General features: G+C 46.5%; 16 protein-coding genes. 10 read left to right on the top strand and 6 right to left on the bottom strand.

The annotated features are described in order from the left end of the window. Window positions 1-29: 29 nt before the first annotated feature. The 6 genes from AWU56_RS08730 to ubiG form a co-directional block, all read right to left on the bottom strand. A complete protein-coding gene (locus AWU56_RS08730) occupies window positions 30-296 on the bottom strand; it encodes a GrxA family glutaredoxin (protein ID WP_286682269.1) in 267 nt (88 codons plus the stop codon). 104 nt (window positions 297-400) lie between these two features. After that, window positions 401-664 carry a class I ribonucleotide reductase maintenance protein YfaE gene (gene yfaE / locus AWU56_RS08725; RefSeq protein WP_006955351.1) on the bottom strand — a complete coding sequence of 88 codons (264 nt, stop codon included), beginning with the start codon at window positions 662-664 and terminating at the stop codon, window positions 401-403. An 8-nt stretch (window positions 665-672) separates the two neighbouring features. Further along, window positions 673-1,806 (bottom strand): class Ia ribonucleoside-diphosphate reductase subunit beta, encoded by a 1,134-nt coding sequence (gene nrdB / locus AWU56_RS08720; RefSeq protein ID WP_006955348.1) that lies wholly within the window; start codon window positions 1,804-1,806, stop codon window positions 673-675. Window positions 1,807-1,821: 15 nt separating this feature from the next. Further along, window positions 1,822-4,155 (bottom strand): class 1a ribonucleoside-diphosphate reductase subunit alpha, encoded by a 2,334-nt coding sequence (gene nrdA / locus AWU56_RS08715; RefSeq protein ID WP_286682268.1) that lies wholly within the window; start codon window positions 4,153-4,155, stop codon window positions 1,822-1,824. 326 nt (window positions 4,156-4,481) lie between these two features. Then, window positions 4,482-5,144 (bottom strand): HAD family hydrolase, encoded by a 663-nt coding sequence (locus AWU56_RS08710; RefSeq protein ID WP_286682267.1) that lies wholly within the window; start codon window positions 5,142-5,144, stop codon window positions 4,482-4,484. A 17-nt stretch (window positions 5,145-5,161) separates the two neighbouring features. Next, window positions 5,162-5,896, bottom strand: a complete 735-nt coding sequence (gene ubiG / locus AWU56_RS08705) for a bifunctional 2-polyprenyl-6-hydroxyphenol methylase/3-demethylubiquinol 3-O-methyltransferase UbiG (protein ID WP_272978478.1) — start codon at window positions 5,894-5,896, stop codon at window positions 5,162-5,164. A gap of 150 nt (window positions 5,897-6,046) precedes the next feature. Between ubiG and gyrA the strand changes: the two genes are divergently transcribed. From gyrA to pyrF, 10 genes are all read left to right on the top strand, one after another. Then, complete coding sequence (gene gyrA / locus AWU56_RS08700; protein WP_286682266.1) at window positions 6,047-8,686, top strand: DNA gyrase subunit A; 2,640 nt, start codon at window positions 6,047-6,049, stop codon at window positions 8,684-8,686. Continuing rightward, complete coding sequence (serC, locus tag AWU56_RS08695) at window positions 8,679-9,764, top strand: 3-phosphoserine/phosphohydroxythreonine transaminase (protein WP_272978476.1); 1,086 nt, start codon at window positions 8,679-8,681, stop codon at window positions 9,762-9,764. Before gyrA ends, serC begins: the two co-directional genes overlap by 8 nt. A 40-nt stretch (window positions 9,765-9,804) precedes the next feature. Then, complete coding sequence (gene hisC / locus AWU56_RS08690) at window positions 9,805-10,908, top strand: histidinol-phosphate transaminase (protein ID WP_272978475.1); 1,104 nt, start codon at window positions 9,805-9,807, stop codon at window positions 10,906-10,908. Further along, window positions 10,898-12,223, top strand: coding sequence for a 3-phosphoshikimate 1-carboxyvinyltransferase (gene aroA, locus AWU56_RS08685; RefSeq protein ID WP_286682265.1), 1,326 nt, complete (start codon window positions 10,898-10,900; stop codon window positions 12,221-12,223). Before hisC ends, aroA begins: the two co-directional genes overlap by 11 nt. Window positions 12,224-12,341: 118 nt before the next feature. Further along, window positions 12,342-13,034: a (d)CMP kinase gene (gene cmk, locus AWU56_RS08680; protein WP_006955332.1), complete on the top strand. Its 693-nt coding sequence runs from the start codon at window positions 12,342-12,344 to the stop codon at window positions 13,032-13,034. Between the two features lie 117 nt (window positions 13,035-13,151). Then, on the top strand, window positions 13,152-14,828 hold the full coding sequence (rpsA, locus tag AWU56_RS08675) for a 30S ribosomal protein S1 (protein WP_286682264.1): 1,677 nt from the start codon (window positions 13,152-13,154) through the stop codon (window positions 14,826-14,828). Window positions 14,829-14,856: 28 nt separating this feature from the next. Then, window positions 14,857-15,141 carry an integration host factor subunit beta gene (gene ihfB, locus AWU56_RS08670; RefSeq protein WP_286682263.1) on the top strand — a complete coding sequence of 95 codons (285 nt, stop codon included), beginning with the start codon at window positions 14,857-14,859 and terminating at the stop codon, window positions 15,139-15,141. Window positions 15,142-15,210: 69 nt separating this feature from the next. Beyond that, window positions 15,211-15,495 (top strand): lipopolysaccharide assembly protein LapA domain-containing protein, encoded by a 285-nt coding sequence (locus tag AWU56_RS08665; protein ID WP_286682262.1) that lies wholly within the window; start codon window positions 15,211-15,213, stop codon window positions 15,493-15,495. Between the two features lie 6 nt (window positions 15,496-15,501). Continuing rightward, on the top strand, window positions 15,502-16,656 hold the full coding sequence (gene lapB / locus AWU56_RS08660) for a lipopolysaccharide assembly protein LapB (RefSeq protein WP_006955327.1): 1,155 nt from the start codon (window positions 15,502-15,504) through the stop codon (window positions 16,654-16,656). Next, on the top strand, window positions 16,649-17,353 hold the full coding sequence (gene pyrF, locus AWU56_RS08655) for an orotidine-5'-phosphate decarboxylase (protein ID WP_286682261.1): 705 nt from the start codon (window positions 16,649-16,651) through the stop codon (window positions 17,351-17,353). The genes lapB and pyrF overlap by 8 nt, the downstream gene beginning before the upstream one ends. Window positions 17,354-17,444 lie beyond the last annotated feature (91 nt).

Genomic DNA, 17,444 nt, shown 5'->3' with positions numbered 1-17,444 from the left:
TTATTTCTTTGCTCACTTAATTAAAAGAATTAAGCGGCGTATAAACCTAAGTGCTCTTTAGCATAGGCTTCAAATTCGGTGAAGCCACCAACATGTGTTTCATCAACGAAAATCTGTGGCACTGTGTGTACAGGTTTACCAACGGTCTTCTCTAAATCAGCTTTGGTAATACCTTCTTCGTGAATATCGACATAGCGATAATCAAAATCGTCGCGATCTGATTTTAATTGCTCGGCCACTTCTTTAGCGCGAACACAAAAAGGGCAACCTGGGCGACCAAAAATAACTGTAAACATGAATAAACCTCGAGTCCTTGAATTTGACTCTATTATCCATATTTCACGGGTGCTCTACAATGTATCTGCACGATGAGGGTTATCGTTTTTTTCGAACGGTGAGATTAATGTTCAATATCAAGGTCGGATTCTGGAACACAACAACAGGGTAAAAAGTCACCTTTGCGAACATAGGCGAGAGGGTCGGTAAGATAGCGAACTGAGCCACTTTTGAGTTTAGAACGACAGGCACCGCAAAAGCCACTTTTACAGTGATAATGTACCTCTAACTGATGCTTTTCGAGGGCATCGAGTAAAGTGCCTTCTGAAGCGTCAACGGTCAGCTCATGCTGACCGTTGACTTTGACTTTAAACAGTTTCGCTGTCATCAGGCGCGCTAAAGGTCAAAGTCGCCTAAGTCCGAGGCATCCACACTGCTGTCAATCTGGCCGACCAAGTAAGAACTGATTTCAGCTTCTTGTGGTGCAACCTGTACGTTATCGGATACCAAGTATTTATTCATCCACGGCAATGGGTTTGAGCGCTGCTCTGGGAAAGGCGCATCATAGCCGATCGCTTGCATACGCAAGTTGGCAATATACTCGACGTACTGACACAGCATGCTTTCATTGAGCCCAATCATGGAGCCATCTCTAAATAGGTAATGGGCCCATTGTTTTTCTTGTTTAACGGCTGTCATGAAGATCTCATAAGCTTCGTCGGCGAGTTCTTCAGCGATCTCTGCCATTTCTGGGTCGTCTTCACCATCTTGCCAGAGGTTGATCATGTGCTGAGTTGAAGTCAGGTGCACGTTTTCATCGCGCGCAATCAGGCGAATGATTTTTGCGTTGCCTTCCATGAGTTCGCGCTCTGCAAATGCGAAGGTACAGGCAAAACTGACATAAAAACGAATCGCTTCTAACGCGTTAACTGAGTTGATGCACAAGAAGAGTTTTTTCTTCAGTTCGCGGCGAGTCACGTTATGCTCTTCACCATCTACGGTGATCTTGCCCTCGCCATGGGTTTGCCACAGCTGCGTGTAGAAAATCAAATCGTCGTAGTAACGAGAGATGTCGTTAGCGCGCAATTTGATTTGGTCATTAATGACGATATCCTCGAAGATTTCACTTGGATCGCTAAACAAGTTACGCAGAATATGCGTGTAGGAACGCGAGTGAATGGTCTCAAAGAAAGACCATGTTTCAATCCAAGTTTCGAGCTCAGGCAGCGAAACGATAGGCAGTAGCGCAATGTTAGGGCTTCGACCTTGGATCGAGTCGAGCAGTGTTTGATATTTCAAATTTGAAATAAACACATGCTTTTCACTGGCGGTTAACTTGTTAAAGTCAACACGATCACGACTCACGTCGACTTCTTCTGGACGCCAGAAGAAGCTTATCTGTTTTTCGATAAGCTTTTCAAAAATACTGTGCTTTTGTTGGTCGTAACGTGCAACGTTGACCGAGTTCCCAAAAAACATGGGTTCGGCCAACGGATTAGTTTGTTCTTGGTTAAACGTTGAATAAGACACGCAAATCGCTCCTTATTAAATCTTGCACGCACCGCCTGCGCAATCGTCGTCTTCTTCAATCACCACCTCGGCAGGGCGATCACTTTGCTTACGTTGACGCTTTTGTTCAGCGGAAATGTCGGATTGGTTATCGGCTGCACCGTCGCGCGTATTGTGATAGTAAAGTGTTTTCACACCCATCTTATACGCTGTTAATAGATCTTGAAGTAATTGTTTCATCGGTACCTTAGCACCATTGAACTTACCCGGGTCGTAATTGGTGTTGGCCGAGATAGTTTGATCGACAAACTTCTGCATAATGCCGACCAGTTGCAAATATCCCTTGTTATCCGGGATCTGCCACAATAGCTCGTAATTGTTTTTCAGGTTTTCGTAATCGGGCACCACTTGCTTTGTCACACCGTCTTTAGATGCTTTGACACTGACAAATCCACGCGGTGGTTCGATACCATTCGTCGCGTTAGAGATTTGCGACGACGTTTCTGAAGGCATCAAGGCAGACAACGTTGAGTTACGCATGCCGTGTTCTTGAATGTCCTTACGGAGCTGCTCCCAGTCGAGGTGGAGTGGCTCTGAACAAAACGCATCTAAATCTTTCTTATAGGTATCTGTCGGTAAAATACCTTGAGAGTAGGTGGTTTCATTGAATTTAGGACATTTGCCTTTCTCTTTAGCGAGTTCCATTGACGCTTTCATCAAATAGAACTGAATCGCCTCAAACGTACGGTGCACGAGACCGTTGGCTGAACCATCGGAATACTTCACACCGTGTTTAGCTAAATAGTACGCAAAGTTAATGACCCCTATACCGAGCGTTCTACGGTTCATTGTTGCGTTGTAAGCCGCAGGTACGGGATATTCTTGATAATCAAGCAAACTGTCGAGAGCGCGTACGGCAAGCTCCGCGAGCTCTTCGAAATCGCTGAGCGATTCGATTTTACCTAAGTTAAACGCTGATAAAGTACATAGCGCAATCTCACCTTCTTCGTCATTGACGTGACTGAGTGGCTTGGTCGGTAGCGCAATCTCTAAGCACAGGTTGCTCTGACGAACAGGCGCAACTTTTGAATCGAACGGACTGTGAGTATTACAGTGATCGACGTTTTGCACATAAATTCGGCCGGTGCTCGCACGCTCTTGCATAAACAAGCTAAACAGCTCGATGGCTTTAATACGCTTCTTACGAATATTTTCATCGTTTTCGTATTGGACGTAGAGACGCTCGAACTCTTCTTGATCTTCAAAGAATGCGTCATACAAGCCAGGCACATCCGATGGACTAAACAGTGTGATGAAGTCATCTTTGACTAGGCGTTGATACATCAAGCGATTGAACTGCACACCGTAGTCGAGATGGCGAACACGGTTTTCTTCTACACCACGGTTGTTTTTAAGTACCAACAGGTTTTCAATCTCAAGGTGCCACAGCGGATAAAACAGCGTTGCCGCGCCACCACGTACACCGCCTTGAGAACAGCTTTTCACAGCAGTTTGGAAATACTTATAGAATGGGATACAACCCGTATGGAACGCTTCACCATTGCGAATAGGGCTACCGAGTGCGCGAATACGTCCGGCATTGATACCAATACCCGCGCGTTGCGATACGTATTTAACAATAGCACTGGCTGTCGCGTTAATTGAGTCAAGGCTATCACCCGTTTCAATCAATACACATGAACTGAACTGGCGGGTCGGCGTACGCACGCCAGACATGATAGGCGTTGGCAACGATATTTTGAACGTTGATGTCGCGTCATAAAAGCGCTTGATGTAGTCCATGCGAGTGGACTTAGGGTAATTAGCGAATAAACAAGCAGCCACTAAAATATAAAGAAACTGAGCACTTTCGTAGATATCACCTGTGACTCGGTTCTGCACCAAGTACTTATTCTCTAGTTGCTTAACCGCAGCGTATGAAAAGTTCATGTCACGCCAGTGATCAATGATCTCGTCCATCTGGTCGAATTCTTGCTCACTGAAATCTTCTAGCAAGTGTGCGTCGTAACGCTTCTCATCAACCATTTTCTTGACATGGTCGTAGAGGCGAGGGGGCTCAAACTTGCCGTACGCACGCTTCCGTAAGTGAAAAATGGCCAGACGCGCAGCCATATACTGATAGTCAGGCGCTTCCTCTGAAATTAGGTCCGCTGCTGCTTTGATAATGGTCTCATGGATATCTTCTGTTTTGATCCCATCATAGAACTGAATATGCGACTTAATTTCGACTTGAGAAGCAGAGACATTATTAAGGCCTTCTGCAGCCCACATGATGACACGATGAATCTTATCTAAATTCAGTGGTTCGCGTTGACCACTGCGTTTGGTAACGAAAAGTTGCTCGTTCATTTTAGCGCCGACTCTTAGCTGTTTGTTATAGATTTGTGGCCACAAGATATTGTGTGATTTTCGGTCTGTACACCAAATGAACACAATATCTAGTAGTCGATGTGTTACAGGCATACTAGATACAACCCGCACATCGATCAAGTCTATTTAGTAGTAAATATTCGTTTAAAGCCGCTTGAAATTTTGCAAGCGCTTATCGTGCATAGGCTTGCGTGAAAGTGTAAATTTTATAATTTTTTAGTTGAAAAAATCATGACTTTAGAAACAAGCGTTCTATGCAAAAAAGGTGTCATAAAAACTATTAAAAAATGAACGATTTAGAACATCTACTTTGGTAAAGCGAGTAGCTCCATCAAGGCATTGGGGTGAGCGATGGTGTAGTCCGCTAACCATTGTTGTGGTTGGTCAGTACTAGAGATATAGCCATACTCTGCGAGTACCGTCACCATACCTGCATTACGCCCGGCCACAATATCGCGTTCTGCATCGCCTATATACACACAGTCCTTGGGATCCACAGTAAGTTGTTCTGCTGCGTAGTAAAGTGGTTTGGGAGACGGTTTGGCTTCTTGCAATGTATCACCACAGACGACTACCGAGATACTTTGTAGTGCTTCAAACTGCGCAATCAGAGGGTGAGTAAGAAACTCAGGTTTATTGGTGACGATGCCTATTTTAATCTGATTGCGGCGAAGCGAACTCAGTAACGTCTCAACGCCGTCAAATAACTTACTGTGAAGCGCTAAGTTGTTGCGATAAATATCGAGAAACCTTGGTTTTAGCGCAAGTAGCGCATCTTCATCCAATTGCGTTAAACCTAATAACCCACGAGAACCGTGCGAAGCAACAGGCGTAAATACCTCTGCGGGTATCTCCGGAAGTCCATTTTCACGACAGACTTGATTGAGCGCAAAGCCCAAATCCGGTGCTGAATCTAATAATGTACCATCGAGGTCAAACAAAACTGCAGCTACCGGATGTTTGTTCACGCGAGTTCCCTAATGAGTTAACGGCCTGGTTTATGAAGTGCAACGATGTAATTAACGTCAACATCATGCTCGTCTAGCATAAAGCCTTGCAATGGCTTATATACGATGCCATTCATCTTCATTGCTTGCAATCCATGTACATCTGTCATACGCAGTAATTCAGAAGGCTTGATAAATCGTTGATGCTGGTGAGTCCCTTTAGGCACCCACCGTAAAACATGCTCAGCCGCCACAATACCTAGCAGCCAAGATTTCACGTTACGATTCAACGTAGAGAAAATAGCGTAACCGCCCGGTTTCACCATCTCACATACAGCACCAACAATGGCGGCAGGGTCAGGAACGTGTTCGAGCATTTCCAAACATGTGACGACATCAAACTGTGCGGTATGTTCCGCAGCAAAGTTTTCAGCGCTTATTTGCTGGTAATTGACACTGAGTTGCGACTCTAAAGCGTGAAGTCGAGCGACTTCTAACGAGTCATGCGCAAGGTCGATACCCGTTACCTGAGCGCCACGACTCGCCATACCCTCGGTTAATAAACCACCACCGCAACCCACATCAACAACATGCTTGTTGAATAACCCGCCTACTTGCTGTTCAATAAAGGTTAATCGCAATGGATTAATTTGATGCAGCGGTTTGAATTCGCCTTCGGTGTCCCACCATCGCGAAGCAAGGGCGGAAAATTTTTCGATTTCTTTTTCGTCAACGTTATTGCTAAGGGCACTTAAAGAGGCTCGTTCTGACATGTGTTAGAGGTTCCAAATTGGCGTAACTTCTATAGAGTTTACATCAGCGGACGTTTTTGAAAAAGAGGGTGCGTGTTCACCCCGTGACGGGTACAATACCTGATTAATTATAACAACGATTAAGTATAGCTTGAGTTTAGGGATACATATATGAGCGATCTGGCTAGAGAAGTCTCACCCATCAATATCGAGGATGAATTAAAAAGTTCTTATCTTGATTACGCGATGAGCGTGATTGTGGGTCGAGCGCTTCCAGATGTTCGGGATGGTTTGAAACCCGTGCATCGTCGCGTACTTTTCGCGATGAATGAATTGCGGAACGACTTCAACAAACCCTATAAAAAGTCTGCCCGTGTGGTGGGTGACGTTATCGGTAAATATCACCCACATGGCGACAGTGCGGTTTATGATACCATCGTGCGTATGGCACAACCGTTCTCGCTGCGCTACACCTTGGTTGATGGTCAAGGTAACTTCGGTTCAGTTGACGGTGATTCAGCCGCAGCCATGCGTTATACCGAAATTCGGATGGAAAAAATTGCCCATCAGTTGTTAGCCGATCTCGACAAAGAAACCGTCGATTTTGTTGATAACTACGATGGTACCGAGCGTATTCCAGACGTTTTGCCAACTAAAGTGCCTAACTTAATGGTCAATGGTTCATCGGGCATAGCGGTGGGCATGGCGACCAACATTCCTCCACATAACTTAACCGAAGTTATCAATGGCACCTTAGCGCTGATTGATAATCCAGAAATCAGCATTGAAGAGCTGATGGAGTTTATTCCAGGACCTGACTTCCCAACGGCGGCGTCAATCTCGGGCCGGTCCGGTATTGTCGAGGCCTACAAAACAGGTCGCGGCCGCATTCATTTGCGTGCTAAAGCCGAGGTCGAAGTTGACGAAAAGTCAGGTCGTGAAAGCATTATCGTCAGTGAAATTCCATATCAGGTGAACAAAGCGCGTTTGATCGAGAAAATCGCTGAGCTGGTGAAAGAAAAACGCCTTGAGGGTATCAGTGGCTTGCGCGATGAGTCGGATAAAGACGGTATGCGTATCGTTATTGAGATTCGTCGTGGTGATGTGGGCGAAGTGGTACTCAACCACCTGTACGCCAATACGCAAATGCAAGTCGTGTTCGGTATTAACATGGTTGCGCTTGATAAAGGTCAACCTAAGCTGTTCAACCTTTATCAGGTATTGGATGCGTTCGTTCGTCATCGCCGTGAAGTGGTGACACGTCGCTCGGTATATGAATTACGCAAAGCGCGTGAACGCGCTCACATTTTAGAAGGCTTGGCGATTTCACTCGCGAATATCGATGAAGTGATTGAGCTTATTCGTCGCTCGCCAACCCCAGCAGAAGCTAAGCAGGGGTTGGTCGCGCGTGGCTGGCAGTTAGGCAATGTCGCGGCCATGCTAGAATCCGCGGGTGTGGATGCAGCGCGTCCTGAACACCTACCAGAAGAGTATGGTATTCGTGACGGTAGCTACTACCTGACCGAAGAGCAAGCACAGGCTATTTTGGATCTTCGCTTGCATAAGCTGACCGGCTTAGAGCACGAGAAGATCCTTGACGAATATAAAGGTCTGTTGAAACAGATCGAAGAACTCCTGCATATCTTGCGCTCAACTGAACGTTTGATGGAAGTGATTCGCGAAGAGTTGGTTGAAATTCGTGACAACTTCGGTGATGCACGTAAAACCGAAATCACCGCGGCTGCGCACGATATCAGCATGGAAGACTTGATCAACGAAGAAGACGTTGTGGTAACGCTGTCTCACGAAGGCTATGTGAAGTATCAGCCATTAACTGAGTACGAAGCGCAACGCCGAGGTGGTAAAGGTAAAGCAGCCACGAAGATGAAAGACGACGACTTCGTTGAACGCCTGTGGGTTGCCAATACTCACGACACCATCTTATGTTTCTCGACCCGGGGTCGTATTTATTGGATGAAGGTCTACCAGTTGCCGTTGGCGAGTCGCGCTTCGCGCGGTAAGCCTATTGTCAACCTATTACCGCTTGAATCGGATGAGCGTATTACGGCGATTCTACCAACCCGTGATTATCCAGAAGATAAGTTCGTCATCATGGCGACTAAGCACGGCACGGTTAAGAAAACACCATTACCTGAATATTCACGCCCACGTAACGGCGGTATTATTGCGCTCAACCTGAATGAAGGCGACGAATTAATCGGTGTTGATATCACCGATGGCGAGCAAGAGATTATGCTGTTCTCAGACGGCGGTAAAGTTGTTCGCTTTAGAGAAGACCAAGTACGTTCAATGGGTCGTACGGCTACCGGTGTGCGTGGTATCCGTCTCGAGGAAGGACAGAAAGTCGTTAGCCTTATCGTTCCGGGCACGTACGAAGATGAGCAACAAGCGGCGATTCTGACGGTCACAGAGAACGGCTTTGGTAAACGCACCTTGGTCGAGGAATATCCGACTAAGAGCCGTGCTACTAAAGGTGTTGTGTCGATAAAAGTCAGCGAACGTAATGGTGCTGTAGTCGGCGCGATGGAAGTTGTAGATGGCAATGAGATCATGCTGATCAGCAACAAAGGTACGTTGGTTCGTACGCGCGTCAATGAAGTCTCGATGGTCGGTCGTAACACGCAAGGCGTGCGTTTGATCCGTACCGGTGACGATGAACAAGTTGTTGGCTTACAGCGCATTGATGAAGTCGACGAGGACGATCTCGAAGATGTGGTTGTTGAAAGTGAAGCAAGTGAAGTGACATCTGAACAACAGTCGTCTGATAAATCTGAGGCAAACGATGAGTAAGATCTTTAACTTTTCGGCCGGGCCGGCGATGTTACCGGCCGAGGTCATGCTGCAAGCACAGGAAGAGTTCTTACAATGGAATGGTACAGGTGTCTCGGTGATGGAGTTTTCACACCGCGATCCTGCTTACGTAAAAATGGCGCAAGAAGCTGAGCAAGACTTGCGAGAGTTGTTGAGCGTACCGGATGATTATCATGTACTGTTTTTGCAAGGCGGTGGTCGCGGTCAGTTCTCTGCCGTACCACAAAACATTGCAGCAAAGACAGACACTGTCGATTATCTTGATTGCGGCACTTGGTCAGGATATGCCATTCGAGAGGCTGAGAAGTATGTGAGCCAAGTTAATGTTGTGGGCGCAGCTCAACAAACAGAGCAGGGCAAACGTATCCAACCCGCCAGTGAATGGCAATTAAGTAACAATGCGCGTTACTTCCACTATTGCCCGAATGAGACAGTGGATGGTATCGCGATTCACGATATTCCTGATGTGCAGGCACCTATCGTTGCCGATATGTCTTCAAATATCCTTTCTGCACCTCTCGATGTTAGCCGTTTTGGGGTTATTTACGCAGGCGCTCAAAAAAACATTGGTCCTTCAGGCTTTGCTATCGCGATTGTTAAAAAGTCACTTTTAGGTCAACCACAACCTGAGGTGAGCTCGATTATGGACTATCAGTTACAGGCCAAAGATAACTCGATGTACAACACGCCCAACACCTTTGCTTGGTACCTCTCTGGGCTCGTGTTTAAGTGGCTGAAAAGACAAGGCGGTCTTGCGGGTATTGGTGAGCTCAACCAGCGTAAAGCCAAGGCTTTGTATGACTATGTTGACGCGTCTGACTTCTATCGAAATGAAGTTCACCCTGACTATCGGTCTATTATGAATGTACCCTTTCAATTAGCTGACGATGAGCTCGACAAGCACTTTCTAGAGCAAGCTCATCAGGCAGGCCTAGTCGGTCTCAAAGGTCACCGATTTGTCGGTGGCATGCGTGCGAGCCTGTACAATGCCATGCCTTATGCGGGCGTTGAGGCGTTGATTGACTTTATGCGCGAATTTGAGCGTACAAACGGCTAAATCTGCTTATCAAAATAAAAGAACAAAAGAAGGAATGAGCATGGCAAAGTTTGATGCAACCCAGATGGCAAACCCCGGCGTTAGGGAGTTACAACCCTATCAAGCGGGCAAACCAATGGATGAACTGCAGCGTGAACTAGGCTTAGATAAAGTCGTTAAGTTGGCTTCAAATGAGAATCCGTTGGGTATTAGTGCTCGTGTCAAGCAAGCCCTCCAGGGTGAAATCGATGATTTGATTCGTTACCCGGACGCTAATGGCTTTTATCTTAAAAGCAAAATTGCTGACAAGTTCTCGGTAGCGACAAATCAAGTGACCTTAGGCAATGGCTCAAATGACGTACTCGAGCTATTAGCGCGTACCTTTGTCAGTGACCAGCACGAAGTCATTTTCTCTCAGCATGCGTTTGTTGTTTATCCACTGGTGACGAAAGCGATTGGGGCAACACCGGTCGCGGTTCCCGCCAAAGATTATGGGCATGATCTCGATGCGATGCTCGCGGCGATAACACCGAAAACGAAGATGATATTCGTCGCTAATCCAAATAATCCGACGGGCACCTTTTTGACGACAAATGCGTTGTATGACTTTGTCAAACAAGTACCTGATAACGTTTTGGTTGTGCTTGATGAAGCCTATTACGAATATATTCCGAATGACGAGCGCGCGCCTTCAATTGAGTGGTTAGCTGAATTCGATAATTTGGTTGTGACACGCACCTTTTCAAAAGCCTATGGCCTTGCAGGGTTACGTGCTGGCTTTTCGGTGAGCTCTGCGGCGATTGCCGACTTAATGAACCGTATTCGCCAACCGTTTAATGTTAATGCGCTGTCATTGAAAGCGGCGGAAGTGGCATTAGACGATGATGATTATCTCGCTGAAGCGGTGCGCGTTAATGCACAGGGGATGCAGCAGTTGATTCGCTTTTGCGAGCAACACAACTTCAATTATATTCCTTCGTACGGCAACTTCCTTACTATTGAAGTGGGATCGGACGCTGATGATATTTATCAAAAGTTATTGCATGAAGGCGTGATTGTACGTCCAGTCGCAGGCTACGAATTACCTCATCATCTGCGTGTAAGTATCGGTCTGCCAGAAGAGAACCAAGCGTTCATCGAAGCAATGGAGCGCATTGTTAAATAAAGGTATTACGTTGTTGAATTTACCTGATCCGCTACACCTTGCACCGCGTTCAGCGTGTAGCGGCACGGTTACACTGCCGGGTTCGAAGAGCATCTCAAACCGTGCACTGCTGATGGCGGCATTGTGTGGCCAACCTGTGACCTTAAAGAATGTGCTTGAAAGTGATGATACGGCGCGCATGATCGATGCCTTAACGACACTCGGCGTATCTGTTAAACGCAGTGATTTGGATCCCTCCGAATACCAAGTCGAAGGCTGTGGTGGCCGTTGGCAACCCGCTCATAACGAACTCTATCTTGGCAATGCAGGCACTGCCGTCCGTCCTCTTGTCGCTGTGCTTGCCGCCTCATTGAGCAACACGCAAGTGATGCGGCTTGATGGCAATGCGCGCATGCGCGAGCGCCCAATCGCGGCGCTAATTGACAGCTTAACCGCGGCCGGCGCAAACATTCAGTGTCATGCAGAACCCGGTTTCTTACCGTTGACTATCGAGAGTGGTTTTAAGGGCGGAGAGGTGACTATTGATGGTAGCGCGTCGAGTCAATACATCTCGGCGTTGTTGATGGCTTTACCTTTGCTTGCTGACGACAGCGAATTGTTATTAGTGAACGAGGTTATCTCGGTTCCTTATATCGAACTCACCTTATCGATGCTGCGTGATTTTGGCATTCAAATTGATAAACACAGTGACCGTCATTACAAAATTCCCGGTCGCCAGAGCTATCGTTCGCCAGGCAGTTACTTTGTTGAAGGTGATGCAAGCGGAGCGAGCTACTGGATCGGCGCGGCAGCAATTAGTGGTGGTCCAATCACGATTTATGGCGTGGGTAAAAATTCAATTCAGGGCGACGTACATTTTGCTGAACTAGCGCAGCAAATGGGAGCAAACGTCGAGATGTTGGATAACGCAATTCGTGTATCCCGGAGCACTGAATTGAAAGCCATCGATGTGGATTGCAATGATCTGCCTGATGCCGCAATGACGCTCGCTCCTATGGCATTATTTGCTCAAGGAACGACGGTGATTCGTAACGTCGCCAGTTGGCGCGTAAAAGAAACCGACCGATTGGCGGCGATGGCGGCTGAATTGCGTAAAGTCGGCGCTCAGGTGGAAGAGGGCGAAGATTATTTATCAGTGATGGCTCCAGCGCATTGGCAACATGCTTTGCTAGATACCTATGATGATCACCGCATGGCGATGTGTAGTGCCTTGATTGCGTTTTCTCCGGTAGGCGTCAGCATCAACGATCCTCAATGCTGCTCGAAGACCTATCCGCAATTTTTTGATGAGTTTTCACGGCTTTGTCACGATTAAAATATAGTCTTACATCAAACTTTGATGTAAACGGCGCGTGACAAAAGATGCAAAATTTTCACAAATCAGTATAATTGCGCGCTTAAATCTGCAAAGAGCAGGGCAAATAGAGGAATTTATGGCGACTCGCGTACCCGTAATTACAATCGATGGGCCAAGTGGCTCAGGCAAAGGCACAGTGAGCCGTTTGTTGGCCGAGAAATTAGGCTGGCACCTTCTTGATAGTGGCGCAATCTATCGTGTTTTGGCATTAGCCGCGATTCATCACGACTTTAGGCCCGAAGAAGAAGAAAAACTTGTCACGTTAGCTTCACACCTAGATGTGAAATTCGAAGCCGAGGAAGACAAAAGCCTAACGCATATCATCTTAGAAGGTGAGGATGTAACCCTGACAATTCGCACTGAAAGCGTGGGTAACATGGCATCTAAGATCGCTGCGTTACCAAGGGTTAGAGAAGCGTTGTTAAGGCGTCAACGTGGTTTCAAAGAGCTTCCAGGCCTGATTGCCGACGGACGAGACATGGGCACAGTGGTATTTACTGATGCTGAAGCCAAAGTATTCTTGACCGCCTCTGCTGAGGAGCGTGCACAACGTCGCTTCCTGCAATTGAAGGAAAAAGGTTTTGATGCTAACATTGACCAATTAATAACCGAAATTAAAGAGCGCGACGATCGCGACACAAATCGTGCTGTCGCACCGCTTAAACCGGCCGAAGATGCTTTGTACATCGACTCAAGTGACAAAAGCATAGAGGAAGTCGTCGATTCGGTTATGGAGTTTGCACATAGCAAACTGTCACAAACTAGCTAGCTGGTCATTAAGACGAGCTATTTAGGGACCTGCTGTAAGGATACGTGCAGGTGAATTTAATAACCCCGCTGAACAGGATGTCCAGTGGATGTCATCTAAAAAGTGAAGTTAATACATATGTCAGAAAATTTTGCACAGCTGTTTGAAGAGAGCCTGAAAGAAGTCGAAACTCGTCCGGGTTCTATCGTTAAAGGTACTGTCGTTGCGATCGAAAAAGATCTTGTTTTAGTCGACGCAGGCCTGAAATCTGAAAGTGCTATCCCTGCCGAACAATTCCGTAATGCTGACGGCGAACTTGAAATCACCGTAGGTGACGAGATCGACGTAGCGTTAGACGCGGTTGAAGACGGTTTCGGTGAAACAATTCTTTCACGCGAAAAAGCTAAGCGCTATGAAGCTTGGCTGCAGCTGGAAAAAGCATACGAAGATAACGCAACTGTTACTGGTATCATTTCTGGTAAAGTTAAAGGTGGTTTCACTGTGGATCTGGGTGGCGTTCGCGCGTTCTTGCCAGGTTCATTGGTTGACGTACGTCCAGTACGTGAAACTGCACACCTTGAAAACAAAGACCTTGAATTCAAAGTTATCAAGCTTGATCAGAAGCGTAACAACGTTGTTGTTTCTCGCCGCGCAGTTATCGAGAAAGAAAACAGTGCAGAGCGCGAAGAGCTTCTTGAGAACTTGCAAGAAGGTCAAGAAGTTCAAGGTATCGTTAAGAATCTTACCGATTACGGTGCGTTCGTTGACCTTGGCGGCGTAGATGGCCTATTACACATTACCGACATGGCTTGGAAACGTGTTAAGCACCCAAGCGAAATCGTTAATGTGGGCGACGAAATCACTGTTAAAGTACTTAAGTTTGATCGCGAGCGTACTCGTGTATCACTTGGTCTTAAGCAGCTTGGCGAAGATCCATGGGCGGATATCGCAAACCGCTACCCAGAGGGCACTCGCCTGACTGGCCGCGTGACTAACTTGACTGATTACGGCTGCTTCGTTGAAATCGAAGAAGGCGTTGAAGGTCTTGTACACGTGTCAGAAATGGATTGGACGAATAAAAACGTTCATCCTTCTAAAGTGGTTAACTTGGATGACACTGTTGAAGTTATGGTCCTTGAAATTGACGAAGAACGTCGTCGTATTTCTCTTGGCCTTAAACAGTGTAAACCTAACCCTTGGGAAGAGTTTGCTAAGAACCACAACAAAGGCGATAAAGTCTCTGGCAAGATCAAGTCAATCACTGACTTTGGTATCTTCATTGGCCTAGAAGGCGGTATCGACGGTTTGGTTCACCTTTCAGACATCAGCTGGAACGCGACTGGCGAAGAAGCGGTCCGCGATTATAAGAAAGGCGAAGAAGTCACTGCGGTTGTGATGCAAGTCGACGCAGAGCGTGAGCGTATTTCTTTAGGTATCAAACAGCTTGAAGAAGATCCGTTCAACAACTTCTTGGCAGCGAACAAGAAAGGTTCTATCGTAAACGGTACTATCACTGAAGTAGACGCTAAAGGTGCTAAAGTTGAATTAGCAGACAGCGTTGAAGGTTATATCCGTGCAGCGGACATCTCACGCGAGCGCGTTGAAGACGCAAGCACTGAGTTAAGCGTTGGCGATAGCGTTGAAGCGCGCTTCATGGGCGTCGATCGTAAGAACCGTACGTTAAGCTTGTCTATCCGTGCGAAAGACGAAGTTGAAGAGAAAGAAGCCGTTGAACAAGTGAACAAACAGCAAGAAAGCTCTGGTATCAACAGCGCTATGGCTGATGCGTTCAAAGCGGCTAAGACCGACGATTAATTAAACCTTTAGCGAGGAGGTAGGTAAGATGACAAAGTCGGAGTTGATTGAGAAATTAACACTGAAGTTCTCGGACCTGCCTCCGCGAACGGTAGAGTCTTCTGTGAAAGATATTCTTGAACAGATGATTCAAAGTTTAGCAAAGGGTCGGCGCATTGAAATTCGTGGGTTTGGAAGCTTTTCGCTTCATTATCGAGCACCTCGAATTGGACGTAATCCTAAAACGGGTGATCAAGTTGAGTTGGATGGTAAGTACGTTCCTCACTTTAAGTCGGGTAAAGAATTACGGGAGCGCGTCGACAATTTTAATTAGTTTGCGTTCGTTCGTTGAAAACGGCATGCTATACTAGCATGCCGTTTTTATTTATATGAGGTTCGGAACGTGCTTAGACGGATATTAATATTAGTTCCCATTATCCTCTTGTTTTTGCTAGCACTCGCGTTTGGTGCACAGAACCCAACGGTGGTGAGTGTAAACTTTCTTGTAGCAAAAACTGACTTTTCTGTCGCTGGTTTAGCGGCCATTTTTCTTGCCGTTGGATTTTCCATAGGTCTCATTTTGCTAGTGCTGTATGGTGTAAAGTGGCGAATGCGTAATGCTAAGCTTGAGAGACGCTTAAAAAGAGCCGAGCATAAGGCGACTGAATCACGTGAAAAGCAGTCGTAATCGTTTATGTTAGAGCTGCTGTTTTTACTTCTTCCTGTTGCAGCTGCCTATGGTTGGTTCATGGGACGCAATAGTGTGCGCTCAGAAGAGCGCAAAGAACAGCAACAGTTTTCTAAGAAGTATGCAGCGGGTCTTAACCTACTGCTATCTGATGAACCTGATAAGGCGGTTGATCTATTTGTCGAACTGCTTGACGTTGATAGCGACACGCTTGAAACTCATTGGACGTTAGGTACATTATTTCGTCGCCGTGGCGAAGTCGAACGTGCAATTAAAATCCATCAGAACCTTATCAATAGAAGTAATATTACCGAATACGATCGACTGAATGCGATGTTTGAACTGGGTAAGGATTACTTATCAGCGGGTATTTATGACCGCGCAGAACAAATGTTTTCGCGGTTGCAAAATCACAAGCTATTTAGAACTGCAAGCCGACACTATTTACTCGAACTCTTCCAAGCAACCCATGATTGGGATAAGGCGATAAAAGTCGCTCTAAGGTTAAATCGTGATGATCACATCGAAGCTGTGGTAGGGCAGCTATATTGTGAATTGTCTCTCACTGAGCAATCGGTTTCGAAGCAAATCAAATATTGTAAAAAGGCGCTGAAATACGATAAGCGGTGCGTGCGAGCGAGTATATTGCTCGGCCAAATTTACGCTGGGCGAGACCAACTCAGAGAGGCCATTCATAGCTATGAGTATGTGCTTGAACAAGATAAACAGTTTATACGTGATGTATTGCAGCCTCTGAAAGCATGTTACATGAGTTTACAGGATGAAGCCGGCTACATTGAGTTCCTTAATCGATGTGTGGCCGCTAACGCAGGTACGAGTGCGGTCATTGAATTGTCCGAATACCTGTTTGAGAATCAAGGCGGTGATGCGGCAGAACGCTTTATTCGCTCAGCGATGGAACAACATGCAACCATGCGAGGTTTCCATCAACTTATGGACTTTCACATTCGTGCAGCAGATGTAGGCAATGCTCGGGAGAGCTTGCGCATGTTGCAAAAAATGGTTGCTGAGCATATTAAACAACGCCCGAGTTATGCCTGTCGCCAGTGCGGCTTCTCTGGACAAACCCTCTATTGGCAATGCCCCTCGTGTAAAACATGGGGTTCCACTAAACCCATTAAAGGATTAGACGGTGAATAATAAAAGCTTACCTTTGATTTACGTTGCACTTGATTTTGAAACTGCAGAAGAGGCTAATCGTCTCACTGAACAACTGGATGCGAAATCAGTTGGACTCAAAGTCGGCAAAGAGTTATTCACCGCGGCAGGACCCGAGTTAGTTAAAAACTGGGTTGAACATGGTTTTTCAGTCTTTCTCGACCTTAAGTTTCATGATATACCGAACACAGTCGCAAAAGCGGTTGTGCAGGCGGCAAGACTCGGTGTGGACGTAGTTAACGTTCATGCCTCGGGCGGGCGAAAGATGATGGCTACCGCCAAACAAGCCTTGGAAAAAGAGTCTCACCAACCGCTACTCATTGCCGTGACTGTGCTTACCAGTATGACGGATGAGGACCTGACTGAAATAGGTGTGCACCGAAATGCTCAAGAGCAGGTGATGGCATTAGCCAAACTGACTCAAAGTGCGGGCTTAGATGGCGTTGTTTGCTCAGCACAAGAGGCTGAAATACTTAAGTCTACATTGGGTGAGTCTTTTAAACTTATGACACCAGGTATCCGTCCCAAAGGAAGCAAACAGGATGATCAAAAGCGAGTGATGACGCCCCAGCAAGCGCAACAAGCAGGCGTTGACTTCATGGTCATAGGACGCCCGATTACAAAAGCCAGCGATCCCGCTCAGGCAGTGTCAGACATTATTGCTTCTCTATCGAGGTAATGACGTAATTCCCTAAAAAGACCCGCAAAGTTTTCTCCTTTTCACTATGCTTGTTGCGCTGAATCGATCAGCGTAGCAAGAGGAGAAATCA

It is taken from the genome of Idiomarina sp. T82-3 (assembly GCF_001577655.1).
GTDB classification, from domain to species: Bacteria; Pseudomonadota; Gammaproteobacteria; order Enterobacterales; family Alteromonadaceae; genus Idiomarina; species Idiomarina baltica.
Note: the sequence above shows the minus strand (reverse complement) of the source record. Positions and strands in the feature narration are given on the sequence as shown.

Coding starts and splice junctions, on each gene's coding strand:
- AWU56_RS08730 (WP_286682269.1), bottom strand. CDS start 296: ATGTTTACAGTTATTTTTGGTCGCCCAGGTTGCCCTTTTTGTGTTCGC.
- yfaE (WP_006955351.1), bottom strand. CDS start 664: ATGACAGCGAAACTGTTTAAAGTCAAAGTCAACGGTCAGCATGAGCTG.
- nrdA (WP_286682268.1), bottom strand. CDS start 4,155: ATGAACGAGCAACTTTTCGTTACCAAACGCAGTGGTCAACGCGAACCA.
- ubiG (WP_272978478.1), bottom strand. CDS start 5,896: ATGTCAGAACGAGCCTCTTTAAGTGCCCTTAGCAATAACGTTGACGAA.
- gyrA (WP_286682266.1), top strand. CDS start 6,047: ATGAGCGATCTGGCTAGAGAAGTCTCACCCATCAATATCGAGGATGAA.
- serC (WP_272978476.1), top strand. CDS start 8,679: ATGAGTAAGATCTTTAACTTTTCGGCCGGGCCGGCGATGTTACCGGCC.
- hisC (WP_272978475.1), top strand. CDS start 9,805: ATGGCAAAGTTTGATGCAACCCAGATGGCAAACCCCGGCGTTAGGGAG.
- cmk (WP_006955332.1), top strand. CDS start 12,342: ATGGCGACTCGCGTACCCGTAATTACAATCGATGGGCCAAGTGGCTCA.
- rpsA (WP_286682264.1), top strand. CDS start 13,152: ATGTCAGAAAATTTTGCACAGCTGTTTGAAGAGAGCCTGAAAGAAGTC.
- ihfB (WP_286682263.1), top strand. CDS start 14,857: ATGACAAAGTCGGAGTTGATTGAGAAATTAACACTGAAGTTCTCGGAC.
- lapB (WP_006955327.1), top strand. CDS start 15,502: ATGTTAGAGCTGCTGTTTTTACTTCTTCCTGTTGCAGCTGCCTATGGT.